Annotated in this window: 18 protein-coding genes; 10 read left to right on the plus strand and 8 right to left on the minus strand. The window is 73.0% G+C overall.

The features are described from left to right. Nucleotides 1–984 precede the first annotated feature (984 nt). On the minus strand, nt 985–1,119 hold the full coding sequence (locus KWI83_RS40245) for a hypothetical protein (RefSeq protein ID WP_374106295.1): 135 nt from the start codon (nt 1,117–1,119) through the stop codon (nt 985–987). A 288-nt stretch (nt 1,120–1,407) separates the two neighbouring features. Between KWI83_RS40245 and KWI83_RS12005 the strand changes: the two genes are divergently transcribed. The 4 genes from KWI83_RS12005 to KWI83_RS12020 all read left to right on the plus strand — a co-directional run bounded on the left by KWI83_RS12005 (nt 1,408) and on the right by KWI83_RS12020 (nt 4,408). Continuing rightward, a complete protein-coding gene (locus tag KWI83_RS12005; protein WP_218514309.1) occupies nt 1,408–1,962 on the plus strand; it encodes a DUF5134 domain-containing protein in 555 nt (184 codons plus the stop codon). Between the two features lie 161 nt (nt 1,963–2,123). Beyond that, nucleotides 2,124–2,795, plus strand: a complete 672-nt coding sequence (locus KWI83_RS12010) for a phosphatase PAP2 family protein (RefSeq protein ID WP_218514310.1) — start codon at nt 2,124–2,126, stop codon at nt 2,793–2,795. 82 nt (nt 2,796–2,877) lie between these two features. Continuing rightward, a complete protein-coding gene (locus KWI83_RS12015) occupies nt 2,878–3,567 on the plus strand; it encodes an HAD family hydrolase (protein ID WP_218514311.1) in 690 nt (229 codons plus the stop codon). Between the two features lie 163 nt (nt 3,568–3,730). Then, nucleotides 3,731–4,408 (plus strand): TetR/AcrR family transcriptional regulator, encoded by a 678-nt coding sequence (locus KWI83_RS12020; RefSeq protein WP_218514312.1) that lies wholly within the window; start codon nt 3,731–3,733, stop codon nt 4,406–4,408. Here KWI83_RS12020 and KWI83_RS12025 read toward each other — a convergent pair. After that, nucleotides 4,384–5,898: an LVIVD repeat-containing protein gene (locus KWI83_RS12025; RefSeq protein ID WP_218514313.1), complete on the minus strand. Its 1,515-nt coding sequence runs from the start codon at nt 5,896–5,898 to the stop codon at nt 4,384–4,386. The two genes, KWI83_RS12020 and KWI83_RS12025, sit on opposite strands and share 25 nt — an antisense overlap. Before the next feature lie 63 nt (nt 5,899–5,961). Between KWI83_RS12025 and KWI83_RS12030 the strand changes: the two genes are divergently transcribed. Then, nucleotides 5,962–6,642, plus strand: a complete 681-nt coding sequence (locus KWI83_RS12030; RefSeq protein WP_218514314.1) for a DUF305 domain-containing protein — start codon at nt 5,962–5,964, stop codon at nt 6,640–6,642. A gap of 215 nt (nt 6,643–6,857) precedes the next feature. Here the strand turns inward: KWI83_RS12030 and KWI83_RS12035 are convergent, their stop codons facing one another. Beyond that, nucleotides 6,858–7,367, minus strand: coding sequence for a DUF6214 family protein (locus tag KWI83_RS12035; RefSeq protein ID WP_218514315.1), 510 nt, complete (start codon nt 7,365–7,367; stop codon nt 6,858–6,860). A gap of 222 nt (nt 7,368–7,589) precedes the next feature. Here KWI83_RS12035 and KWI83_RS12040 point away from each other — a divergent pair, with 222 nt between their 5' ends. Both KWI83_RS12040 and KWI83_RS12045 read left to right on the plus strand, forming a co-directional pair. Beyond that, nucleotides 7,590–8,930 carry an FAD-dependent oxidoreductase gene (locus KWI83_RS12040; protein WP_218514316.1) on the plus strand — a complete coding sequence of 447 codons (1,341 nt, stop codon included), beginning with the start codon at nt 7,590–7,592 and terminating at the stop codon, nt 8,928–8,930. Nucleotides 8,931–9,058: 128 nt separating this feature from the next. Continuing rightward, nucleotides 9,059–10,450 (plus strand): nucleobase:cation symporter-2 family protein, encoded by a 1,392-nt coding sequence (locus tag KWI83_RS12045; protein ID WP_218514317.1) that lies wholly within the window; start codon nt 9,059–9,061, stop codon nt 10,448–10,450. On the opposite strand, the gene KWI83_RS12050 is transcribed toward KWI83_RS12045, so the two are convergent. Continuing rightward, nucleotides 10,367–10,732 (minus strand): helix-turn-helix transcriptional regulator, encoded by a 366-nt coding sequence (locus KWI83_RS12050; RefSeq protein ID WP_218514318.1) that lies wholly within the window; start codon nt 10,730–10,732, stop codon nt 10,367–10,369. The two genes, KWI83_RS12045 and KWI83_RS12050, sit on opposite strands and share 84 nt — an antisense overlap. A 120-nt stretch (nt 10,733–10,852) precedes the next feature. Here KWI83_RS12050 and KWI83_RS12055 point away from each other — a divergent pair, with 120 nt between their 5' ends. Continuing rightward, on the plus strand, nt 10,853–11,932 hold the full coding sequence (locus KWI83_RS12055) for an NADH:flavin oxidoreductase/NADH oxidase (RefSeq protein WP_218514319.1): 1,080 nt from the start codon (nt 10,853–10,855) through the stop codon (nt 11,930–11,932). Nucleotides 11,933–12,373: 441 nt separating this feature from the next. On the opposite strand, the gene KWI83_RS12060 is transcribed toward KWI83_RS12055, so the two are convergent. Both KWI83_RS12060 and KWI83_RS12065 read right to left on the minus strand, forming a co-directional pair. Then, nucleotides 12,374–16,696, minus strand: a complete 4,323-nt coding sequence (locus KWI83_RS12060) for a cation-translocating P-type ATPase (RefSeq protein WP_218514320.1) — start codon at nt 16,694–16,696, stop codon at nt 12,374–12,376. Nucleotides 16,697–16,756: 60 nt separating this feature from the next. Then, entirely contained in the window at nt 16,757–17,260 is a 504-nt protein-coding gene (locus tag KWI83_RS12065; protein WP_218514321.1) for a hypothetical protein, read from the minus strand. A 760-nt stretch (nt 17,261–18,020) separates the two neighbouring features. Between KWI83_RS12065 and KWI83_RS12070 the strand changes: the two genes are divergently transcribed. Then, on the plus strand, nt 18,021–18,809 hold the full coding sequence (locus KWI83_RS12070) for a pectate lyase (protein WP_218514322.1): 789 nt from the start codon (nt 18,021–18,023) through the stop codon (nt 18,807–18,809). A 61-nt stretch (nt 18,810–18,870) separates the two neighbouring features. Here the strand turns inward: KWI83_RS12070 and KWI83_RS12075 are convergent, their stop codons facing one another. Further along, nucleotides 18,871–19,617 carry a PaaX family transcriptional regulator C-terminal domain-containing protein gene (locus tag KWI83_RS12075; protein ID WP_218514323.1) on the minus strand — a complete coding sequence of 249 codons (747 nt, stop codon included), beginning with the start codon at nt 19,615–19,617 and terminating at the stop codon, nt 18,871–18,873. Between the two features lie 75 nt (nt 19,618–19,692). On the opposite strand from KWI83_RS12075, the gene KWI83_RS12080 reads away from it, so the two are divergent. Beyond that, nucleotides 19,693–21,417, plus strand: coding sequence for a DNA alkylation response protein (locus KWI83_RS12080; protein ID WP_256362134.1), 1,725 nt, complete (start codon nt 19,693–19,695; stop codon nt 21,415–21,417). Here KWI83_RS12080 and KWI83_RS12085 read toward each other — a convergent pair. Continuing rightward, on the minus strand, nt 21,405–21,989 hold the full coding sequence (locus KWI83_RS12085) for a hypothetical protein (RefSeq protein WP_218514324.1): 585 nt from the start codon (nt 21,987–21,989) through the stop codon (nt 21,405–21,407). The two genes, KWI83_RS12080 and KWI83_RS12085, sit on opposite strands and share 13 nt — an antisense overlap. Nucleotides 21,990–22,199 lie beyond the last annotated feature (210 nt).

The raw sequence follows: 22,199 nt of genomic DNA on the forward strand, positions 1-22,199 counted from the left end.
GACCCACCCCGCCCGTCGGATCCGTGCCGCCGGTGACGTCACGGCGGCCCGCGCCACCGGCGCCGCGCCGCCCCGCCGCATCCGCCGCGTCTCCCCCGTCGGCCCCCCGCCGGTTCGTCCCCGTCATGGCCGTGCGTCCTCCGTCGTCCTGTCCGCGTCCCGGTCCAGGAGCAGCCCCTGGCGTCGTACCGTTGCCGCGAGCGTACGGTGTCCTGCCTGTTCGGCGTGGACGACCCGCTCCTGGGGCAGGCCCGCTGCCACCACTCGCCGGACGCGGCGTCGGCGGTGGCGCGCAGGTCGACGAGGGCGGTGGTGAGGGCGCGCGGGCGGCCCCCAGCACGTCGGCGGCGGGCTGCGGCCCGGCCAGCAGGCGGGCCATGCGCTCGCGGGCCCGTTCGGCGGCGGTCAGGGCCTGTTCGAGGCGGGTGCCCGCACTCCGGTTGGTGACGGCGACCGCGGCGACGAAGGTGTCCACGACCCGCTCGGCATCAGCACACCGGACTCCTGGAAGCCGGTGAACTCGGCGATGAGCAACGCCATCGGCGTGACGCCGACGCTGCCGAGCCAGTAGTTCCGGCTGGTCAGCGCCTCCGCACAGCACGAGCGCCGCCCCGCCGAGGTGGGCGAGCGGGATGAGGGCGGCGAAGACGAGGACTCCCGCGAGGTTGCCGACGACGCGCTGCACACCACGGCTCCAGGTGAGCGTGAAGTCGGCCTGGTTGAGGGTGGTGGTGACCAGGGCCCAGTACGGGCGGCCCGATGCCGACCGCCAGGAGCGCATCCGGCGAGGGCGGTGCGGGGCGGCGATCGGGCCGAGGGATGCGAGAGCGCGCCGCAACGGCCGGTAGGGTGCGGCCAGTTCGAGTCCACGCCGAGCAGTTCGTCGGCGTCCGGGTCGCCCGCGTACGGCACGGGCCGGGTGCCGCGCAGCTCGCGTGTGTCCTCCCCCGGTGCCGCGTGTGCCGGCGTACGCGGCGGCGGCGTTCAAGGGCTGTGCGGTGGCGCGGCGATCGGGGCCGTGCGGGCCACCTGGTCCAGGGACTGCGGGGCGAACAGCGCGGCGGAGCTGACGAAGGTGTGGACGACGTTGCCGGGGGCCCGAGCCGGGTGGCGTCGCACACCACCTTGTGCACGGCGGCCAGCAGGGCGCCGACGGTGACCAGCACGACCGCGTGTACATCGCCAGGTCGAGGCCGTCCATGGCGAGCAGGGGCAGTTGGGCGGGGCGAGCGCGACCACCACGCTCAGCGCGGGCGTGAACATTCCCCCAAATGCACTCGCCCCCGAGCGCTCCCCGCGTACACCCATGCGCTCGCGTGCGCGCCGCATGAATCGGGCATTCCTCAGAACCGGGCATCCCTTATCAACCGGGCATCCCTTGACCGACCGTCGAGCGGGGAGGTGCGGGTGCACGGACCGGCCGCGTCGGGCTGGCTGCTGGTCGCGGTGTGCGCGGCGACCGGCGCCTACTGCCTGCTGCGCCTGCGCAGCGGAGTCGAGGAGCAGCGCCGTACCGCGGGGGACGAGGCGCTGATGGGGTTCGGCATGGCCGCGATGGCCGTACCGGCGGCGGTGTACACGCCACCGCAGTGGGCCTGGCCCGTCTACGCCGTCGTGTTCGGCGCGGCGGCACTGCGCGCCCTGTGGGCGGCGCGCAGCGACCGGCACCATCTGCACCACCTGGTGGGTGCGTCGGCCATGGTCTACATGGCGTTGGCGATGGCCGACTCCCCCGCCGCCGCGCAGGGACACGGACACGGCGGCTCCGGACTCCCGTTGGTGACCGGCGCGCTGCTGCTCTACTTCGCCGGATACGTCCTGATGAGCGGGGCGAGGCTGATCCCGGTACCCGCGGTGGCGGGCACGCCGCGCCCCACCGGGTGGGGCGACCGGCCCGAACTGGCGCGGGCCTGCCGCGTGTCGATGGGCATCGCCATGGTCGCGATGCTCATCACGCTCTGAACACTCGTCCCATGCACGAGTACGGCGTCCAACTGCCGCCCCGCCAGGTGTGCTCGGCGGAGCGCCACCGCACGCTCCGCCGGCGCGCATATCAAGCCTTCCCGCGCCCCAGCACCCTCGGCCATTGGCCTTCCGCCACAGGAGTCGGCAAAGATCGCAGCATGCACACCCCATCCGTCGAGTCCCCGCCCCGTCCGTCCGACCATCACACGGCCCTCCGTGCCGGGATCGCGCTGGCGTCGATCTCGGTGCTGCTCCTGGTGCTGGTCGCCGCCGAGTGGGGGCCGGTGATCGTCCTGGACCGCGAGGTCTCCTGGACCACCCACCGCTGGGCCGTCGAGGAGTCCGGGCTCACGCAGGTGTGCCGGATCCTCACGGACTGGGTCTGGGATCCGGTGACGATGCGCATCCTGTGCGCGGTTGCCGTGCTGTGGCTGGTGTGGCGGCGCTCGGCATGGTGGACGGCGGCGTGGCTGGTGGTCGCCGTGGCGGCGAGCACCGGGGTGCAGCAGACCGTGAAGGCCGCGGTCGGCCGCGAACGGCCGGACTGGCCCGACCCCGTCGACTCGGCCCACTACGCGGCCTTCCCGTCCGGCCACGCCATGACCGCCACGGTGGTACTGGGCCTGCTGCTGTGGCTTCTGCACCACCACGGGGCCGGTCGTGCCCTGTTCCGTACGGCCCTCACCGTGGCCGTGGTGTCGGTGGTCGGCGTCGGCCTGACCCGGGTGTGGCTCGGCGTGCACTGGCCGACGGACGTGGTCGCCGGCTGGTCGCTCGGGGCGATGATGGTGGCCCTGGCGGTGACGGCCCACAGGCGCCTGCGTCCCTGACCGGAGGTCCCTGCGCCACAGCACCTTCGTGTGCGGCCCCGTTCCACGCCCGGCGTCGCGCGTCGGCCCATAGGATCACCGCATGACCGCCGTGCTGTTCGACTTCTCCGGAACCCTCTTCCGTGTCGAGTCCACCGAGGCCTGGCTGCGTGCCGTACTCGCCGAGGCGGAAGTGGCACTGACCGAGCCCGAGTTCACCAAGACGGCGCAGGCGCTGCAGGCGGCGGGCGCGCTGCCCGGCGGAGCGTTCCCCGAGCACATCCCCGCCGAGCTCGCGGACGTCTGGGAGGTCCGCGACCGGACCCCTGAGGAGCACCGGGCCGCCTACACCGGTCTCTCCCGCCAGGTTCCGCTGCCCGACCCCCGGTTGCACGACGCCCTCTACGAGCGCCACATGTCGCCGGACGCGTGGCGGCCGTACCCGGACGCCGCCGAGGTACTGGGCACGCTGCGGGAGCGCGGGATCGGCGTCGGCGTCGTCAGCAACATCGGCTGGGACCTGCGCCCGGTCTTCCGTGCGCACGGGCTCGACGAGTACGTGCACACATACGCCCTGTCGTACGAGCACGGCATCCGCAAGCCGGACCCGCGCCTGTTCGCGGCGGCCTGCGCCGATCTCGGCGCCGACCCTCGGGAGGTGCTGATGGTGGGTGACGACCGGCGGGCGGACGGCGGCGCGGTGGCACTGGGCTGCGCGGTGCACTTCGTGGACCATCTGCCGGCCGACCGGCGGCCGGACGGGCTGCGCCCGGTGCTCGACCTGGTGAACTGAATCCCGACTCGGCCGGTGCGCCGATCCAGGGACCACCGCCCACCCCGGACGATCCCCCGCGTCGCCCGGGGCAGGACGGCACCACCGGCACCGGCCGCTCATGGGCCGGTCCGGACGTGCTGAGTATAGTTGGCTGGCAGCCAGTCAACGCAGGAGTTACAGCATGACCCCCCGTAGCGCCTCGGTCAATGAAGAGTTGCGGCGGCGTTCCCGGGAGCGGCTTCTGCAGGCGGCGGTCGAGCTGGTGAGCGAGCGGGGGTACGAAGCGACGACGCTCGCGGACATCGCGGACCGGGCCGGATCGGCGCGTGGACTGGTGTCGTACTACTTCCCGGGCAAGCGCCGGCTGGTGCAGTCCGCCGTGCACCGGCTGATGCACCGCACCCTGGAGGAGGCGCTGGAGCGCGAGCCGCGCACCGAGGACGGCCGGGAGCGGATGGCGCGCGCCATCGACGCGATCCTGGGGCTGGCCCGGGACCGGCCCGTGCTGATGCGCCAGCACATGGCGGGGCTGCTCGACACCGAGGGTTTCGTGCAGTGCCCCGAGCAGCAGCGGCTCGCGGAACTGCTGCGGGACACCGTCGCCCGGCACGGCTCGTGCGACACCGGGACCGACTATCCGATGCTGCGCGCACTGCTCATGGGCGCGGTCTACGCGATGGTGCTGCCGAACGTGGGGATGCCGATCACTCCCCTGCGCGCCGAGTTGTTCCGGCGCTACCAGCTCGACTGGGAGCTGGGGGTCCCGCCGGACACCGAGGCGCCCGGCGGGACGTGCGACGCGGATGTGTCCCGCTTCTTCGCGACGGGCGACGATCAGTCGTCGTCGAAGCCGCGGTAGTCCGGCTGCGTCTGCACATTGAGCTCGCGCAGCTTGACCCACCGCGCGGGATCCGTGCGCCGGTCGTTGAGCTTCAGGACGTCGAAGCCCTTCACCATGTCGTTCGAGTAGATGTAGCCGTTGTAGTAGTACGCCGACCAGGAGCCGCCGCCCGTGAGGCGCTCGGTGCTGATCGGGCCGCGCTCGAAGTAGGCGATCTCCTTCGGGCGCGCGGAGTCGGTGAAGTCCCAGACCGACACGCCGCCCTGGTACCAGCCCTGGACCATGATGTCCCTGCCCCTGACCGGGATCAGCGAGCCGTTGTGGGCGACGCAGTTCTCGGTGTCCGCCTGGTGCCGGGGGATCTTGTAGTAGCTACGGAAGACGAGCTTGCGCTTGTCGCCCTTGCCGACGATGTCGTAGATGCCGTCGGCGCCGCGGTTCGGGCCGATCTCCGCGTTGCAGGTGGCCGCGCCGCCGCCACCCAGCTCGTCGGTGAAGACGACCTTGTTGGCCTTCTGGTTGAAGGTCGCCGAGTGCCAGAACGCGAAGTTGACGTTGTCCTGCACCTGGTCGATGACCTTCGGACGCTCCGGGTCCTTGATGGAGAGCAGGATGCCGTCACCCATGCAGGCACCCGCCGCGAGGTCCTTCGAGGGCAGCACGGTGATGTCGTGGCAGCCGGTGGTCTTGGAGACACCCGGGTTGGTGGGTCCGCCCGGGTTGCCGCCGCCGTCGGGGCCCTCGCCCGGGAAGAGCACCGGGAATCCGACGACCGCCGCCTTCTCGGGGGCGCGGCGCGGCACCTTGATGACCGAGATGCCGTCGTGCGGCGGCTGGCAGTCGGGGTAGGCGGCGTTGGGCGAGTACGAGGAGACGTAGACGTAGACGTTGCGGCGCTCGGGCACCAGCGTGTGGGTGTGCGAGCCGCAGGCGGTCTCGACGGCGGCGACGTACCGCGGGTTGCGCTTGTCGCTGATGTCGAAGACCTTCATGCCCTCCCAGGAGGACTTCTCGGTCACCGGCTGCGTGGTGCTGCTGCAACTGCTGTCGCTGCGCGAGGAGTCGGTGGACAGGAACAGCAGGTCGCCGGAGACGGAGATGTCGTTCTGCGCGCCGGGGCACAGCACCTGGGCGACCGTCCTCGGCGCCCTCGGGTTGCTGATGTCGAAGATGCGGAAGCCGTCGTAGTTGCCGGCGAAGGCGTATCGGCCCTGGAACGCCAGATCCGAGTTGGTGCCGGGCAGTACGTCCTTGGGGATGTTGGTCAGGTGCTCGACGTTGGCGGAGTGGACGATCTCGTCCTGGCCGGGTATCTCCCCGGATTCCAGCGCCTTGCGCACTTCGGCCTGGGTGCTGCGGGAGACCTCCTTTCCGGCCGGCGGGCTGTCCCCCGGGTCGGGGACCGCGGTCGCCGGATGGGCCGTCAGCAGCGCGGCCAGGAGTCCGGCCGCGGCGGTGGCAACGCCGAGACGTCTGAGCCGCGTTCGGGGATCGTTCGACAGGATCACTGCGTCTTCCCTTCTTCCGTTCGCCAGGAACGGTTCACGGACCCCCGCAGTATCGTCTTCGCCATGCACAGATCAACAGAGGGAAACCGATATGTCACGCAGTTTTTCGCCCGCGGGCTCCGCGTCACGGCGTCACTGGCCGTGCTGGCCGTCCTGGGGCTGACGGCCTGCGACTCCGGCGCGGCCCCCGAGCCGGACGGCAGCAGGGGCCCATCGGTGATCGTGCCCGGCGGGCCCGGAGAGGCGAACCGGACCCTGTCCGCCGAGGACGCCGCCAAGCAGCGCGCCGACGACGACTCCCCCAACTCCGCCGACGTCGACTACGCGCGCATGATGATCGAGCATCACGCACAAGCCCTGGAGATGACCGAACTCGTCCCGGACCGCGCCGAGTCGTCGCAGGTGAGGAAGGTGGCCGAGCGGATCGAGGCCGCGCAGCAGCCGGAGATCGAGGTGATGCGCAGCTGGCTGAAGGAGCACGGGAAGGCCGAGGAGAGCGGCGGTCACGATCACGCGGGGATGCCGGGCATGGCGACCGAGGCGCAGCTGGACAAGCTGCGGGCGGCGCGGGGAAAGGCGTTCGACCAGCTCTTCCTCAGGCTGATGATCACTCACCACGAGGGGGCGATCACCATGGCCGCCGAGGTGAAGGCGCAGGGCAACAACGTGCGGATCGAAGAAATGGCCGACGACGTGATCGCCCAGCAGACCAGCGAGATCACACGGATGCGCGGGATGCTGTGAGCGGTGAGGGGTGAGCGGCTCGGTGCGTGGGGTGCGCGGGGTGCTGCAAGCGGTGCACGCGCGGGATGCGCGGGACGCTGCCAGCGGTGCGCAGGGTGCTGCGAGCGGTGCGCGGGATGCGGGGTGCGCAGGGTGCTGCGAGCGGTGCGCGGTGCACGCGGTGCGCGGGATGCTGCCAGCGGTGCGCGGGGTGCTGCGCGCGGTAACCGACCCGGTCAGCGGCGTGCGTGACGTGGGGTCAGGAAACCGGCGTCGCGAGCCTGCGCGATCAGCCGCAGCGACCGGCGGCGGCTGTGGCCGGTCGCGCACATCACCGCGAGGACCGGGTCGACGCCCTCCGCCTGCGCGGCGCGGTACTCCTGCGCGACCAGCCGCCGCCCCTCGACGCCCCGGGGCCAGGCGGGCCGGGCACGACGGGTGCCTGCCTGCTCGTCACCTGGTTCACAGCTCCAGGTATACGGTTCACAGGTCTGACTTGGCGCGGTCTCCCCACAGGGCTCCACCCCGCACGCGTCGAACAGCGGCCTCTCGATCCACTCGGCCAGCACCGTCAGATCGGCCAGCGACAGCGCGGGCCGCGCCTGGACGTCCTCGATGCGCACGTATCCGGCCGCCATGACGGCGAGCGCGTCGACCGTGGCGCCGTCGGCGAAGGCCAGCCGCACCTGGAACCACGCCGTCACCCCGTCGCCGTCCCGCACCTTCCACGCGGGCCACACGGACACCGCACCGTCCTCGGGACGGCGATCAGAAAGATTAAGAAAGGATGCTTCGAGCACACGCGGAACGTAACCGCATGATCACACTCCATTCGGTGGGACACGCGTCCCGTTCTGCGCCCGGCACCCTGTCAGCGGAGCCGCGGCAGTGCAATGCTGGAGCCATCAGCGACCTCCTGTGACGCACCGGACGATTCCCGGTGTCCCACCGGACGAAGGAGTTCCGCCGTGCTGCGTGTCGCCGTCGTCGGCTCCGGACCGAGCGGGGTCTACTCCGCCCAGACCCTCGTCCAGCAGGACCCCGCCGTGCTGGTCGACGTCCTGGACCGGCTGCCCTGCCCGTACGGGCTGGTGCGCTACGGCGTGGCACCCGACCACGAGAAGATCAAGTCGCTGCAGAACAACCTGCGGACGGTGCTGGAGCACGAGCGGGTGCGGTTCCTCGGCGGCGTCCGGGTCGGCGCCGGCGGGGTGCCGGCCGCCCGGCTGCGGGAGCTGTACCACGCCGTCGTGTACTGCGTGGGCGCCGCCACCGACCGGCATCTCGGGATCCCGGGCGAGGACCTGCCGGGCAGCTTCTCGGCGACCGAGTTCGTGTCCTGGTACAGCGCCCATCCGGACGCCGTGGCGGACGGTTTCGTGCTCGGCGCGCGGTCGGCCGTGGTCATCGGCGTGGGGAACGTCGCCGTGGACGTCACCCGGATCCTGGCGCGCGGCCCGGCCGAGCTGAGCCCCACGGACATGCCGCAGGCGGCGCTCACCGCGCTGACGGCGAGCCGGGTGAACGCCATCCACATGGTGGGGCGGCGCGGCTCTTCGCAGGCCCGGTTCACCACCAAGGAGCTGCGTGAGCTGGGCGCCCTGCCGGGTGCCGAAGTGAGCGTGGCCCCGGACGAGTTGGCCCTCGATCCGGCGTACGTCGACCCGTCCGCGCTGCCGGCCGTGCAGCGCCGCAACGTGGAGGTGCTGCGCGGCTGGGCGGCCGAGCCGCCGAAGGGCCTGCCGCGCCGGATCCGGCTGCGGTTCTTCCTGCGCCCGGTGGAGTTGCTGGCCGACGGCGGGCGGGTCGGCGCGGTGCGGTTCGAGCGGACGCTGCCGGACGGGCGGGGCGGGGTGACGGGGACGGGCCGGTACGAGGACATCGAGGCCCAGCTGGTGCTGCGGTCGGTGGGCTATCGCGGGGTGCCGCTGGAGGGGCTGCCGTTCGATCCGGCGACCGGCACCGTGCCGCATCTGGCCGGGCGCGTGATGCGCGGCGGTGTCGTCGCGCCGGGCGAGTACGTGGCGGGCTGGATCAAGCGCGGCCCGACCGGCGTCATCGGCACCAACCGCCCGTGCGCCAAGGAGACGGTGCTGTCGCTGCTGGAGGACGCCGCCGTCCTCGTACGGAAGGACGTCCGGGACGATCCGCTGGTCGCACTGCGGGCCGAGGGGGTCGAGCCGGTCGAGTGGTCGGGGTGGCGGGCCATCGAGCGGGCGGAGGCGGAGCTCGGGGCCTCGCTCGGGCGCGGTGTGGTCAAGCTGCCGGACTGGGAGTCCCTGCTGGCGGCGGCGCGCGGCGCGTCGTAGCAGAGCCGTGCCGCGGCAGGTGGCCGTGACACAGGGCGGCAACACACCGGAAATCAACAAACTGTTCAAGACGCATACGGTCTGGGGCTGTTCGGATGTTCCCGCTCACCCGCCGCTCTGGAGTGCCCATGGCATCGACCGCGCCCGTCCATCCCGTCGACGAGGTCCCACGCGCACGGCAGTTGGCCGCCTTCGGGTTGCAGCATGTGCTCGCGATGTACGCGGGCGCGGTGGCCGTGCCGCTGATCGTGGGCGGTGCGATGCGGCTGCCGCCCGCGGACCTGGCGTATCTGATCACCGCGGATCTGCTGGTGTGCGGCATGGCCACGCTCATCCAGTGCGTCGGTTTCTGGCGGTTCGGCGTGCGGCTGCCGATCATGCAGGGCTGTACGTTCGCGGCGGTGTCGCCCATGGTGCTGATCGGGACGACGGGCGGCGGACTGCCCGCGATCTACGGCTCGGTGATCGTCGCGGGACTGGCGATCGTGCTGCTGGCGCCCGTGTTCGGGAAACTGCTGCGCTTCTTTCCGCCGCTGGTCACGGGCACGGTGATCCTGATCATCGGTGTCTCGCTGCTGCCGGTCGCGGGCAACTGGGCGGCCGGTGGCGCGGGTTCCGCGGACTTCGGGGCGCCGAAGAACCTGGCGCTGGCCGCCTTCGTACTGGCGGTGGTTCTGGGTGTGCAGCGGTTCGCGCCGGTGTTCCTGAGCCGGATCGCGGTGCTGGTCGGGATCGCGGTGGGGTTGGCGGTGGCGGTGCCGTTCGGCTTCACGGACTTCGGTGGCGTCAAGGATGCCGACTGGGTGGGGATCAGCACGCCGTTCCACTTCGGTGCGCCCACGTTCGAGGTGTCGGCGATCGTGTCGATGCTGGTGGTGGCCCTGGTCTGCATGACCGAGACGACGGGTGACTTCATCGCGGTCGGCGAGATGACCGGGCGGAAAGTCGAGCCGCGCTCACTGGCGGACGGACTGCGGGCCGACGGGCTGTCCACCGTGCTGGGCGGGGTCTTCAACACCTTCCCGTACACGGCGTACGCGCAGAACGTGGGCCTGGTCGGTATGACCCGGGTGCGCAGTCGCTGGGTCGTCGCGGCGGCGGGCGGCATGCTGGTGCTGCTCGGGCTGCTGCCCAAGCTGGGCGCGGTGGTGGCGGCGATTCCGGCGCCGGTGCTCGGCGGCGCGGGGCTGGTGATGTTCGGGACGGTCGCGGCGAGCGGCCTGAGGACGCTGGCCGAGGTCGACTTCAGGGGCAACCACAACCTCACCGTGGTGGCCGTGTCGGTGGCGGTGGGTGTGCTGCCGGTCGGGGTGCCGACGATCTACGACCGGTTCCCGGACTGGTTCCAGACCGTCATGCACAGCGGGATCAGCGCGGGCTGCCTCACCGCGATCGTCCTCAACCTGCTCTTCAACCACCTTCCCGCGCAGGGCGGTTCAGTCGGCGACACCCAGTCGGGCGGCCTGCCGGTCGGCGGCGGCGAGCAGGCTGTCGAGAAGTCCCGGGAAGAGAGCGTCTAGGTCGTCGCGGCGCAGGCCGTTCATCTTGGCCGTGCCGCGGTAGACCTGCCGGATCACGCCGCTCTCGCGCAGCACCCGGAAGTGGTGCGTGGTCGTGGACTTGGTGACCGGCAGGTCGAAGTGCGAACAGGAGAGCTCGTCGCCTGCGCCGGCGGCGAGCTCGCGCACGATGCGCAGCCGCATCGGGTCGGAGAGCGCGTGCAGCACGTCTTCCAGCCGGATGTCCTCGCGCGCCGGGTGCGGCAGGGCTCGGCTGTTGGTGGTGGGGGCGGCGGGCGTCACGGCGGCTCCACTTCGTCCGGGACTCCCCATTGTACGAGAACCCTCGTAGTTTGACATCCGCCGTACTACGAGGTCTATCGTACGAGTCGACCACCGGTCCCGTGATGAATGGAGTCCGCCGTGAGTGCGCTCTTCGAGCCCTACACCCTGCGCGATGTGACGATCCCCAACCGGGTGTGGATGCCGCCCATGTGCCAGTACTCGGCCGCGCCGGAAGGGCCTGAGACCGGTGTGCCGGGCGACTGGCACTTCGCGCACTACGCCGCCCGGGCGGCCGGCGGCACGGGGCTGATCATCGTCGAGGCCACGGGGGTGAGCCCCGAGGGGCGGATCTCGCCGCAGGACCTCGGCATCTGGAACGACCGGCAGGTCGAGGCGTTCCGCAGGATCACGCGGTTCCTCGTCTCGCAGGGGACGGTACCGGCGATCCAGCTCGCGCACGCCGGGCGCAAGGCGTCGACCGGCCAGCCGTGGAAGGGCGGGGCGCCGGTCGGGCCGGAGGCGTACGGGTGGCGGCCGGTGGCGCCGAGCGCGGTGGCTTTCGACGAGCGGCATCCGGTGCCGAGTGAGCTGACGGTGGCGCAGATTCAGGAGGTCGTCGGCCAGTTCGCGGATGCGGCGCGGCGGGCACTCGCGGCCGGTTTCGAGATCGTGGAGATCCATGGCGCGCACGGCTACCTGATCAACGAGTTCCTCTCGCCGCACTCCAACCACCGCACCGACGCGTACGGCGGCTCGTACGAGAACCGCACCCGGTTCGCCCTCGAAGTCGTCGACGCCGTACGGGAGGTGTGGCCGGACGACAAGCCGCTGTTCTTCCGTATCTCGGCGACGGAGTGGCTTGAGGAGGGCGGCTGGACCGCGGACGACACGGTCCGCCTCGCCCGCGGCCTCCAGGCCCACGGCGTGGACCTCCTGGACGTCTCCACCGGCGGCAACGCCTCCGGCGTCCACATCCCGACGGGCCCCTGCTACCAGGTCCCGTTCGCGGCCCGGGTGAAGGCCGAGACGTCCCTCCCGGTCGCCGCGGTCGGTCTGATCACCGAGCCCGAACAGGCCGAGAAGATCATCACCAACGGCGAGGCGGACGCGGTCCTGCTGGGCCGCGAACTCCTCCGCAACCCGTCGTGGGCACGACATGCGGCACGGGAGCTGGGGGGCGAGGTGCGGGTGCCGGAGCAGTATCACCGGTCGGTGTGAGGCGGGGCACCGGGCTCGGCCGCCGTGCGGCCGCCGCGTGATCCGTGACCGGGGTGAGGCGATGCAGACCGTAGCCGCTCAGTCGGCGGGGCCGCCAGGCGACCCCTGACCGGGTAGGGCGATGCGACCGGGAGGGGGCTCGGTCGGGCCGGGGCCACCGCGCGAACCCCGGCCGGGGTAGGGCGATGCAACGGCAGCGGACTGGATCCGCCGGGGCCACCACGCGACCCCGCCCAGGACCAGGACGACACAACCGCAACGAACCCGACCGACCCGGACCCGCCACACGACCCCCGTGCGCCGGACGGCGGCGCGGTGTTTCGGTCGGCGTCGGCCCCGGCCCGCGTTTCCGGAGGGTGAGTGCGGTCCGACCGGCGGCGGACGGCCGGCCCGTCCGCCGCGCGTTCCCGACCGGGACGAGACGCTGAGGTCGTCCGGAGTTCAGCCGCCCGCCCCTGTCACCTGCAGTGCGCCCCCGCGCTGCCCCAACCGCACAACCGCCCGCTCCAACTGCGGCAGCGCCCGCTGGCCCGTCACCGCCAGCGCGATGGCTGCCAGGACCCCCACCCATGCGATCGGGCCGAGCGGGGTGCAGCCGAGGGCCTGGCTGACGCCCGGGGTTTCGACCAGGGCGACCAGGGCAACGGCGGAGCCGAGGACCGTCAGGCGGACCAGAGGGCTCTCGCGGCGGTCGGCGAGGGTCTGGGCGAGTTGGGTGCCGACCACGGCGCACAGGGCCATCGTGGTGGTGCGGCGCGCCGACCCGGGGGTGAAGCGACCGATCAGCCAGGCCGCGACCGCGCCGAGGCACGTGGTCAGCGCCCGGTGCCGGATCTGCCGCATCAGCGGCGTACCGAGCAGCGTCGTACCCAGCGGCGCACTGCCCGCGCTCGCCTCCTCGCGCACGTCCCGCTGCGGGGTGACCGCCACCGCCATCGCCGGGAACAGGTCCGTGAACAGGTTCACCAGCAGCATCTGACGGGTCGACAGCGGCGCGGCCCCACCGAGCAGGCTGCCGACGATCCCGAAGCCGACCTCGCCCGCGTTGCCGCCGATCAGGATGGCGACGGCGTCGGCGACGCTGTGCCACAGCGCGCGGCCCTCGGAGACCGCCTCGACGAGGACCGTCATGTCACCGTTGGTGAGCACCAGGTCGGCGGCGTTGCGGGCGGCCGCCGAACCACGGGCGCTGATGCCCACACCGATGTCGGCGGCGCGGATGGCGGCCGCGTCGTTGGCGCCGTCGCCCACCATGCCGACCACCCGGCCGGAGTCCATCAGCGCCTCGATGACCTGGAGCTTCTGCTCGGGCGCGACCCGGGCGACCACACCCACGTCGTGCAGCATCCGGGCCCGCTCGGAGCGGTCCGCGGCGGCCAGTTCGTCACCGGTGACCACGGCCGTGTCCTCGGGCCAGCCCAGCTGGACGGCGATCGCACGGGCGGTCTGCGGGTGGTCGCCGGTCAGCATGACCGGTCGTACGCCCGCCTCGCGCAGCCCGTGCACCAGCGCGGTGGACGACTCGCGCGGTACGTCGGCCAGCGCCAGCAGCCCGGTGAACTCCAGCCCTTCCAGGGGCTCTTCGCAGACCTCGGCGTCCTTCTCCCCGTCGTCCAGCGGCCGTTGGGCGACCGCCAGCACCCGCAGCCCGTCCCGGGCCAGTTCATGAGCCTTCTCGTGGGCGTGCTCGGGCACGTCACGGCAGGCCGGCAGCACGGTCTCCGGCGCGCCCTTGACCACGAACACCCGCTTCCCGCCGCCCACGTGGCCCACGGCACCGGCGTATCCGCGGCCCGCCTCGAACGGCCGGCCCTCGGTCTGCACCCACTCGGGGTCCCGCCCGGCCGCGGCCAGGACGGCCTCGTCGGTGGCGTGCACCGGCTTGTCGGGGCCCTCCTCCGGCTGCGGACAGGCCCGTACCGCGACCAGCATGGTCTCGGTGTCCGCGGCCTCCTGAGGCGTACGGGCCTTTCCGTCGGCGTCGGTCACGCGCACCAGGCGCAGCTTGTTCTCGGTCAGGGTGCCGGTCTTGTCGAAGCAGACCGTGTCCATCCGGCCGAGCGCCTCCAGCGTGCGCGGTGCCCGCACCAGGACGCCCCGGTGGCTGAGCCGGCGGGCGGCCGCCAGTTGCGCCACCGTGGCCACCAGCGGCAGCCCCTCGGGAACCGCGGCCACCGCCACCGCCACGCCCCCGCTGACGGCCTCCCGGATCGGCGTGCCGCGCAGCAGCGACAGGCCGGTCACCGCGGCGCCGCCCGCCATGGTCAACGGCAGTGCCTTGCTGGTGAGTTCCTGCAGCCGGGCCTGGACGCCCGCGGCCGGGGGTTTGCGGGCGGCGAGGTGGACGGCCCGGGCCGCCTCGGTGCGCTCGCCGGTCTCCACCACCACGGCCCGCGCCTGTCCGGCGACCACGGTCGTGCCCTCGAACACCATGCAGCGGCGGTCGGCGACAGCGGCAGTCGGCGTGGGCTCCGTCTGCTTGTCGACGGGCAGGGACTCGCCGGTCAGCGCCGACTCGTCCACTTCCAGGCCGTCCTCCCACAGCAGGCGCGCGTCGGCCGGTACGACGTCGTCGGCCTTCAGCTCGATCACATCGCCGGGGTGCAGCCGGGTGGCGTCCACGGTCCGCGCGCCCGTCGCGTCGCCGTCGGTGACGCGGGCCTTCTGTTTCTGCTCGGCGACCAGCCCGGACAGCGCCCGTTCGGCGCGCAGCCGCTGCACACCGCCGACCAGCGCGTTCAGGTCGAGGGCGCCGACGACCAGCAGGGCGTCCACCACGGAGCCGAGGATCGCCGACGCGGCCGAGCCGACCGCCAGCACGGGCGTGAGCGGATCGTCCAGTTCGCCGCGTACCGCCCGGCCGAGCTGGAGCGTCCAGCGGACCGGCTGCATGCCCGGGGCGCGTACGACGCTGCGCGCCGCCCTGCGGACCCGGCCGGTGGCCGCTGCGGCAGGCGTCGCCGGTTCCTCCGTCCGGCGTTCCAGCCGCTTTTGTACGTCGCTCACCTTCAGGGCGTGCCAGGGCACCCGCGGCCGGGGGTGCGGCGCGCGGGCCACCGCCACGCCGACGGCGGATCGAGCCCCGCTCAGCAGGGCGAGGGCCGCGCCGATGTCGACGGGCGCGTGCCGCAGGCCGATCAGCGGCATCCGGCCGGCGCCCGACTCGCCGACGGCGACCAGCAGTCCGGACAGAGCGGCGCCGGAGCGGGCCAGGACCTGCGAGCGCCGGCCGACCCCGCGGGCCACGGGCACCGCCCTGAGCAACCGCCACACGTCGGCCAGTCCGCCCGGCGCGACCAGGTCGGCGCCCCACGCGACGGCGGCGTCCCCGTCGGCGAGCGCGACGGCCACGTCCCCGGCGAGCAGCCCGGACAGCGCGTCGGTGTCGTCGGAGGAGGACGGCCGGGCCACCGTGATGACACCGCCGCGGCCACGCAGCCCCTCCACCACCTCGCCGGCTGGCCGGTCGGCGGGGACGATGTGGTCCGCGAGGGCGGTGAACTCGCCCAGCGCCGGATCGGCCACCACCACGACCCGCAGCCCGGCGCGGCGCGCCGCGTCCAGGACGGCCTCCGCCCACGGGTCGGCGCTGCCGTCCGCGCTGTGCAGGGCGCTCGGATGCAGGAAGACCGTGCCGGCCGTCTCCAGTTGGCGCAGCCGTTCCATGTTGCGCACCAGCACCCCGTTGCGGGCCAGCGCACAGCCCAGCACCGCGTGGAAGGCGGCGGGGCCGTAGCGGGCGGCCTTCGGCGAGCCCGCGAGGACCGCTTCGGCCGCCTCGGCGCCGCTGTGCTTGACCAGCAGCGTCACGGCGGCGCCCACCACACTGCCGGTCTCGGCGTGGACGGCGTACTGCTGGGCCGGTGAGGTGCGCAGCGGCGGGCGCGGGAAGCGGTGTGCGGCCACGTCGTCCCGTCCGGGCCGGCACACCTGGTCGTGCACCCAGTCGAACGCGGCCGCGCGCGCCACCACCTCCGCGAGTTGGAGGGACCGCAGGGCGCCGTCGAGCACCAGGGACGTCGGGGTCTGTCCGGCGCCGTGGGCGGCCGCGTTGGCGACCGCCAGGATCAGGTCCGTACGGGAGGCGCCGAAACGGGTGCGCAGCCAGCCGCGGAAGCGGGGGTTCTCGCGCAGCAGGGTCACGCCCGCGGTGACGAACCGGGGCGAGGGCGGCAGCCGCATCATGGATCCGGTGACCGCGGCGACGATGCCCGCCGCGTCGGCCACGAGCGCCGCCGACACGGTCCGCATCTCGGCCGGATCGCCCGGGTGCGAGAACTCCTCGATCGCGTCGTCGGCGGGCGCCAGGCCGTGCCGGTCGGCGAGTTCGTTGGCCCGCTCCAGCACCCGGTCGGTCAGGGCCGCCTCGGTCGCGGCCACCACCAGCCGGGCCAGGCCGCCGTCCCAGTAGGCGTAGGCCACGTCCGGGTGTTCGGCGAGGGCCTCCGCCATCCGCCGCGCCGCCCGCGCGGTGGCCCCGGCCCGTGCGGCCTGGTCCGCCTGCTCCGGCTCGGAGGCCGCCCGCAGCGCGAGATGCACCCGGCGACCGGCCCGCCAGTGGCGCGCCCCTCCGGGCAGCGCCCCACGCGCCACCCGCGACACCCTCACCACGGCCTCCGCGCCGCGCACTCCGGCGCGCGCGGTTCCGGCCACAGCTCCGGCGGCCGCTCCGACCGCGGGCGCGGTGCCGCGCACCAGCAGGCGCGGCCCGGCCATGACGATGCCGGAGACGGCCGCCGATGAGCCCGTCAACCAAAGCCCCATGTCATGCCCTTTGCTCGTATGTCCGGCGGGCCGGACGGCCGGCCTCCGGCCCGCCGTTCCTCATCCGCCGCTGGTGGTCGCCTTGCGCCGGCTGCTGCTGGTCGAACTCCGCTTACCGGCTGTTCCCGACTTCCCACCGCTGGACGTCGTACGCCTGCTCGTGGAGGTCGTACGCCGACTCGGGGTCGCCGACTTCCCACCGCTGGACGTCGTACGCCTGGCCGGGGACGGCTTGGCGGACGTCGTCTTGCCGCCGTCCGTCGTGGTGGCGGCCCCGTTGCCCTCGTGCTCCGGCTCCGGCTTCGGCTTCGGCTTCGGCTGGGTCAGCCAGGTCACGCCCGCCACCGTGAGGGCGACAGGCCACTCCACCACGCCCGCGACTCCGAGGAGCCCGGCCCCGGTGTACACCGCCACTCGACGCCTGCGCGGCGACACGGCGCCGACCGCGTCCAGCGCACCACCGGCCGCCTTGGTCACCATCCCGGCTCCGGGCATCCTGCGCAGCGCCGTCACCGGTGCGCGCAGCGGTCCCGGGAGGTCGGTCAGGGTCATCTGCCGTGCCATGACACTCACGCTCCCTGGCAGGTCCGTCTTTCACCCCGCCGTGTTCCCTTGATACGAGGTGTCACCCGCGGGAATGACGGAAACCAGGGCAAACAGGGACATGGGATCCCGCGACAGACTCGGGCAGCCGGGCATGGACCCTTCCTGGACCCTTCGGCCGCCGTGCCGCGCCCGGGGTCAGCCAGCCGTACAGGCGGTGCCGGTGAGCGTGAAGGAGGCCGGTGGCCCATCGGCCCCGGTGCGGCTCGCCCGGTAGCCGATGCTGACGCTGCGGTGATCGTCACCGAGGCCGTGAGGCCGGTGTTCCAGGCGCCGGTCGTCGGGTGCGCGTCCAGCCGTCGCGGACGAGTCGGTGGCCGCCGGGCCCGGATCGGCGCCGTAGGCCGCCTTCACGATGGAAGCGCTCCCGCGCGCACCTCCGGGCCACTCTCGGCATCCCCAACGGTGACCGAATATGTTCGGCGCGAAGCGTTGACTAGAAAGCGCTTGCCCCCTACGTTCCGTTCAGCAGTCTGACCGACCGACGCCTTATCGGGGCGAAGGCGGCACTCTGCCCGCGCAATGCGTTCAGCATGGCGTACGAAGTTCACGACGGTCCTGGGCATCGGTTCGTGGTCCACGACCCCGACCACGTCACCACGCCCTGGAACACGTTCAAGGACACGGCGGAGCCCGCCCCGTCGGTCGTCACCCCGGTGACGTCCGGTGCGGGCGCGGACAAGCTCCGACACCCCCACACCACGACAGAAGGAATCGGGACATGTCTTCTGCGACACGACCGCGCGCCCGCGGGCGCGCGCTGACCGGCGCACTGGCCACCCTCGGGCTATCGATTGGCATGATCATGACCACAGGCGCCCAGTCGGCGAGCGCCGCCACCTGGCCGACCCCCAACGGCAGCCAAGGGGTCTCCTCGACCATCCCGATCTCCGGCACCAAGGACTACGGGATGAAGCGCCTCTACGGCACCGGGAACCTGGGCGGTGGCGGCCAGGACGAGAGCCAGGACCCGATCCTCCGGCTGTCGAACGGCGCGGTGCTGAAGAACGTCATCCTCGGCGCCCCGGCCGCCGACGGCATCCACTGCATGGGCAGCTGCACGCTGCAGAACGTCTGGTGGGAGGACGTCGGCGAGGACGCCGCCACCTTCCGGGGCGGCACCGGCGCGACGTACCACGTGATCGGCGGCGGCGCCAAGAAGGCCGCGGACAAGGTCTTCCAGCACAACGGCGGCGGCACGGTGAACATCTCCAACTTCGCCGTGCAGGAGTTCAAGACCCTGTACCGCTCCTGCGGCGACTGCTCCACCCAGTACACCCGCAAGGTGAACCTCAACTCGATCGAGGTGACCGGCACGGGGAGCACCGCGCGCATCGTCGGCATCAACACCAACCGCAACGACGTGGCGACCCTGCGGAAGATCACGATCCTGAACGACGCGAGCCGCAAGGTCATCCCCTGCCAGAAGTACAACAACAACTCCGCTGTCGGGACCGGCCCCGACAGCAGGAACTGCCTGTACAGCAGCTCGGACATCACCTATCGGTAGCCCCCACGGGAAGGCGGCCGTACGAAGCGTCTCCGGCGGGACGCTTCGTACGGCCGCCGGGTCATGTCCGGCGCACCGCCCGCGTCAACTCCCGCTGATAGTCGGCGTACGCGGTGCGCAGCGCGGTCCCCGGCCAGTCGGCGGGCAGGAGTTCGGGGGGCAGCACCGGGTCGGCGAGCAGGTGGCGCACGACGGCCGCGAAGGCTGTCAGGCGGTCGACGGGGCGCTGCACGCGCGCGATGTGGTCGAGCAGTGCGCGGCCGGTGGCGGTCCAGGTGTCGAGCGGCCACAGAGTCGCCGCCAGGTCGCCCGCGGGCCCGGCGGGCCGGGCCGTGAAGGACTGGAGTACGACCGCCAGGTCGTCCGGCAGGGAACGGCGCAGGTTGGCGGGGCGGAGCCAGACGCCCTCGCGGAGCTCGGCGAGCCGCAGGGCGGTCAGCCGGGTACGCAGGTCGGCGCGTTCGGCGGGGCCGCGGCCGGTCGCGGTGATCACGGCCATCTCCCAGTCGCCGTCCCACGCGCGCGTGCGGGGGTGCAGGGCGTCCTCCTGCCGTCGCCGGCGCTCCAGCAGTCGTTCGCCGATCCGGTAGCCGGTGTCCGTGCGCAGCAGATCCCCGGCGGCCGTCATCCGGCTCAGCGCGGCCCGCAGGGTGGAGCCGCCGACGCCGAAGGGCTCCACGGCACGGGCGAGGTCCCGCACCGGCAACTCGGGCGGGTGGGCGCCGAGCAGCAGGCTCAGCACGACGGACCGGGCCGACAGCGGGCGCAGTGCGGCCTCGCCGGGCTGGACGGTCTCGTCGGTGCGCATGGGCACGTACTGTACGCGGCGGAATCTTTTGTTGCAGGATTGCTGCGGTCGTAGCGGCAGTGCAACACTCGCTGTATGACCTCGACACCCGAAGGTGCTTCCGGCGGCGCCACCCATGTCGTCTTCAACCAGGCCCCTCCCCTCGCCCCGTACGACGCGTCCGACGACCGGGCCCTGCTGGAGGGGCTGCGGCGCGAGGGTGCCGGGTGGGCCGAGGAGGGCGTGAGGCGGCTTGGCCGCCGGGCGGGCAGCGAGGAGGCACAGGAGTGGGGTGAGCTGGCCAACCGGCACGAGCCGGTGCTGCGCACCCACGACCGGTACGGCAACCGCGTCGACGAGGTCGACTTCCACCCGAGCTGGCACCACCTGATGCGGGTAGCGGTCGCCGAGGGCCTGGCGGGCGCCCCGTGGGCGGACGACCGGCCGGGGGCCCATGTGGCACGTACGGCGGGCGGGTTGGTGTGGGGACACACCGAGGCCGGACACGGCTGTCCGACGTCGATGACGTACGCCGCCGTCCCCGCGCTGCGCCGCCAGCCGGACCTCGCGAAGGTCTACGAACCGCTGCTGACCAGCCGCGAGTACGACCCGGAGCTCGGCGTTCCGACGCGGAAGCGCGGTCTGCTGGCCGGCATGGGGATGACCGAGAAGCAGGGCGGCTCCGACGTCCGTACGAACACCACGACCGCCACGCCCACCGCCGAGCCCGGCGTGTACACCCTGCGCGGGCACAAGTGGTTCACGTCGGCACCCATGTGCGACGTGTTCCTGGTGCTGGCGCAGGCTCCCGACGGGCTGTCCTGCTTCCTGGTGCCGCGCGTGCTGCCCGACGGCAGCCGCAACACCTTCCGCATCCAGCGTCTGAAGGACAAGCTCGGCAACCGTTCGAACGCGTCGTCCGAGCCGGAGTTCGACGGGACCGTCGCCTGGCTGGTCGGCCCCGAGGGACAGGGCGTGAAGACCATCATCGAGATGGTGAACTGCACCCGGCTGGACTGCGTGATGGCCTCGGCGACGCTGATGCGCAAGACGCTGGTCGAGGCGGGGCATCACGTGCGGCACCGCAGTGCGTTCGGGGCGCGGCTGGTGGACCAGCCGCTGATGCGCAACGTCCTGGCCGATCTGGCGCTGGAGTCGGAGGCCGCCACGACCCTCACGCTGCGGCTGGCGGGGGCGGCCGACCGGGCGGTGCGCGGGGACACGGGCGAGGCGGCGTTCCGCCGGATCGCCACCGCCGTGGGCAAGTACTGGGTCACCAAGCGGGGCCCGGCCTTCACCGCGGAGGCCCTGGAGTGCCTCGGCGGCAACGGCTACGTGGAGGACTCGGGCATGCCCCGCCACTACCGCGAGGCGCCCCTGCTGTCCATCTGGGAGGGCTCCGGAAACGTCAACGCCCTTGATGTGCTACGAGCTGTGGGCCGCGAGCCGGGCACGGCGGAGGCGCTGTTCGCCGAACTGGCTTTGGCACAGGGGGCGGACGCCCGGCTGGACGCGGCCGTGAACCGGCTCAAGGGCAGGCTGACGGAGGGCTCGCCGTCGAGTGCCCGCCGGTTGGTGGAGCTGATGGCGCTCACGCTGCAGGCGTCGCTGCTGGTCCGGCACGCACCGCCCGCGGTCGCCGACGCGTTCTGCGCGACGCGGCTGGGCGGCGACTGGGGGTACGCCTTCGGCACGCTGCCCGACGGGGCCGACCTGGACGCGATCCTGGGCAGGGCGCTGCCCGTGTCCGATCCGGCGGGCGCGCCCGCGCTCGGCCCGTCTGACGCCACTCGGCCCGTTGACGCCGCTCAGCCCGTCTGACGCCGCCTCAGCGCGTCGAACCGGGCCCAGTCGGCCTCCCACTGGTCCAGGCGCCGGCGTTCCAGCCGACCGCGCAGGACACGGCCACCGGCGAACGGTACGGCGGCCGCGCCGACGCCCGCCAGGGTGCCGATCAGGTGGGCACGAACCCGGGCCTCGGACGGGGTGGTGGGTTCGGTCATCAGGCGACCCTGCCGGTCCGTCCAGACGGTGACCGGCGTGCCGGCGGGGCTGCCGGGCCGGACCCGGGCCTGGCCGGTGCGGTCGGAGCCGTCCGGCGCGGACCAGCGCACCTCGGCCCACACCCGCTCGGTGTTCGGGGCGTCGGACCTGGTGGGGGACGGTCCGGGCGCCGGCTCGGTCAGCCGTGCCTCGACCGGGCGCCACTCGACGCGTTCCCGGGCCAGCTCCCCTTCGACGGTCCGGCTCACCGTATGACCGGCGAGCACCCCGACCAGAGCGGTGAGCGCCCAGGCTGCGAGCAGGACCCAGGCCTCCACCCTGTCGGAGCGGCGCTTGAGCGGGTTGCGCCGCCAGCGCCACAGCCACACCCTCGGACCACGGAACGCCATCGCAGGCTTCCTCCTCGTGAGCACAGGAACATCCCCGACCGCCCTCCCATACGGCGGACGGCTCGTCGCTGCTCAGGACGAGTCACGACGGGACGGTCCCGCAGGCCCGGCGGGCCGGTCGGACGGCTTCGCACACGTTCCGCGTCTGTCCGACGACACCGCGCTGACCTGCGGTGAAGCGGCTTGAAGGGGTGACTGTCAGTGGTGGGG

Source organism: Streptomyces sp. TRM70350 (assembly GCF_019219825.1).
Lineage (GTDB): Bacteria > Actinomycetota > Actinomycetes > Streptomycetales > Streptomycetaceae > Streptomyces.

Excerpts from the sequence above, each read along its gene's own strand:
- KWI83_RS12010 (WP_218514310.1), top strand. The coding sequence starts at position 2,124 with ATGCACACCCCATCCGTCGAGTCCCCGCCCCGTCCGTCCGACCATCAC.
- KWI83_RS12015 (WP_218514311.1), top strand. The coding sequence starts at position 2,878 with ATGACCGCCGTGCTGTTCGACTTCTCCGGAACCCTCTTCCGTGTCGAG.
- KWI83_RS12020 (WP_218514312.1), top strand. The coding sequence starts at position 3,731 with ATGACCCCCCGTAGCGCCTCGGTCAATGAAGAGTTGCGGCGGCGTTCC.
- KWI83_RS12030 (WP_218514314.1), top strand. The coding sequence starts at position 5,962 with ATGCACAGATCAACAGAGGGAAACCGATATGTCACGCAGTTTTTCGCC.
- KWI83_RS12045 (WP_218514317.1), top strand. The coding sequence starts at position 9,059 with ATGGCATCGACCGCGCCCGTCCATCCCGTCGACGAGGTCCCACGCGCA.
- KWI83_RS12060 (WP_218514320.1), bottom strand. The coding sequence starts at position 16,696 with ATGGGGCTTTGGTTGACGGGCTCATCGGCGGCCGTCTCCGGCATCGTC.
- KWI83_RS12065 (WP_218514321.1), bottom strand. The coding sequence starts at position 17,260 with ATGGCACGGCAGATGACCCTGACCGACCTCCCGGGACCGCTGCGCGCA.
- KWI83_RS12070 (WP_218514322.1), top strand. The coding sequence starts at position 18,021 with ATGTCTTCTGCGACACGACCGCGCGCCCGCGGGCGCGCGCTGACCGGC.
- KWI83_RS12075 (WP_218514323.1), bottom strand. The coding sequence starts at position 19,617 with ATGCGCACCGACGAGACCGTCCAGCCCGGCGAGGCCGCACTGCGCCCG.
- KWI83_RS12080 (WP_256362134.1), top strand. The coding sequence starts at position 19,693 with ATGACCTCGACACCCGAAGGTGCTTCCGGCGGCGCCACCCATGTCGTC.
- KWI83_RS12085 (WP_218514324.1), bottom strand. The coding sequence starts at position 21,989 with ATGGCGTTCCGTGGTCCGAGGGTGTGGCTGTGGCGCTGGCGGCGCAAC.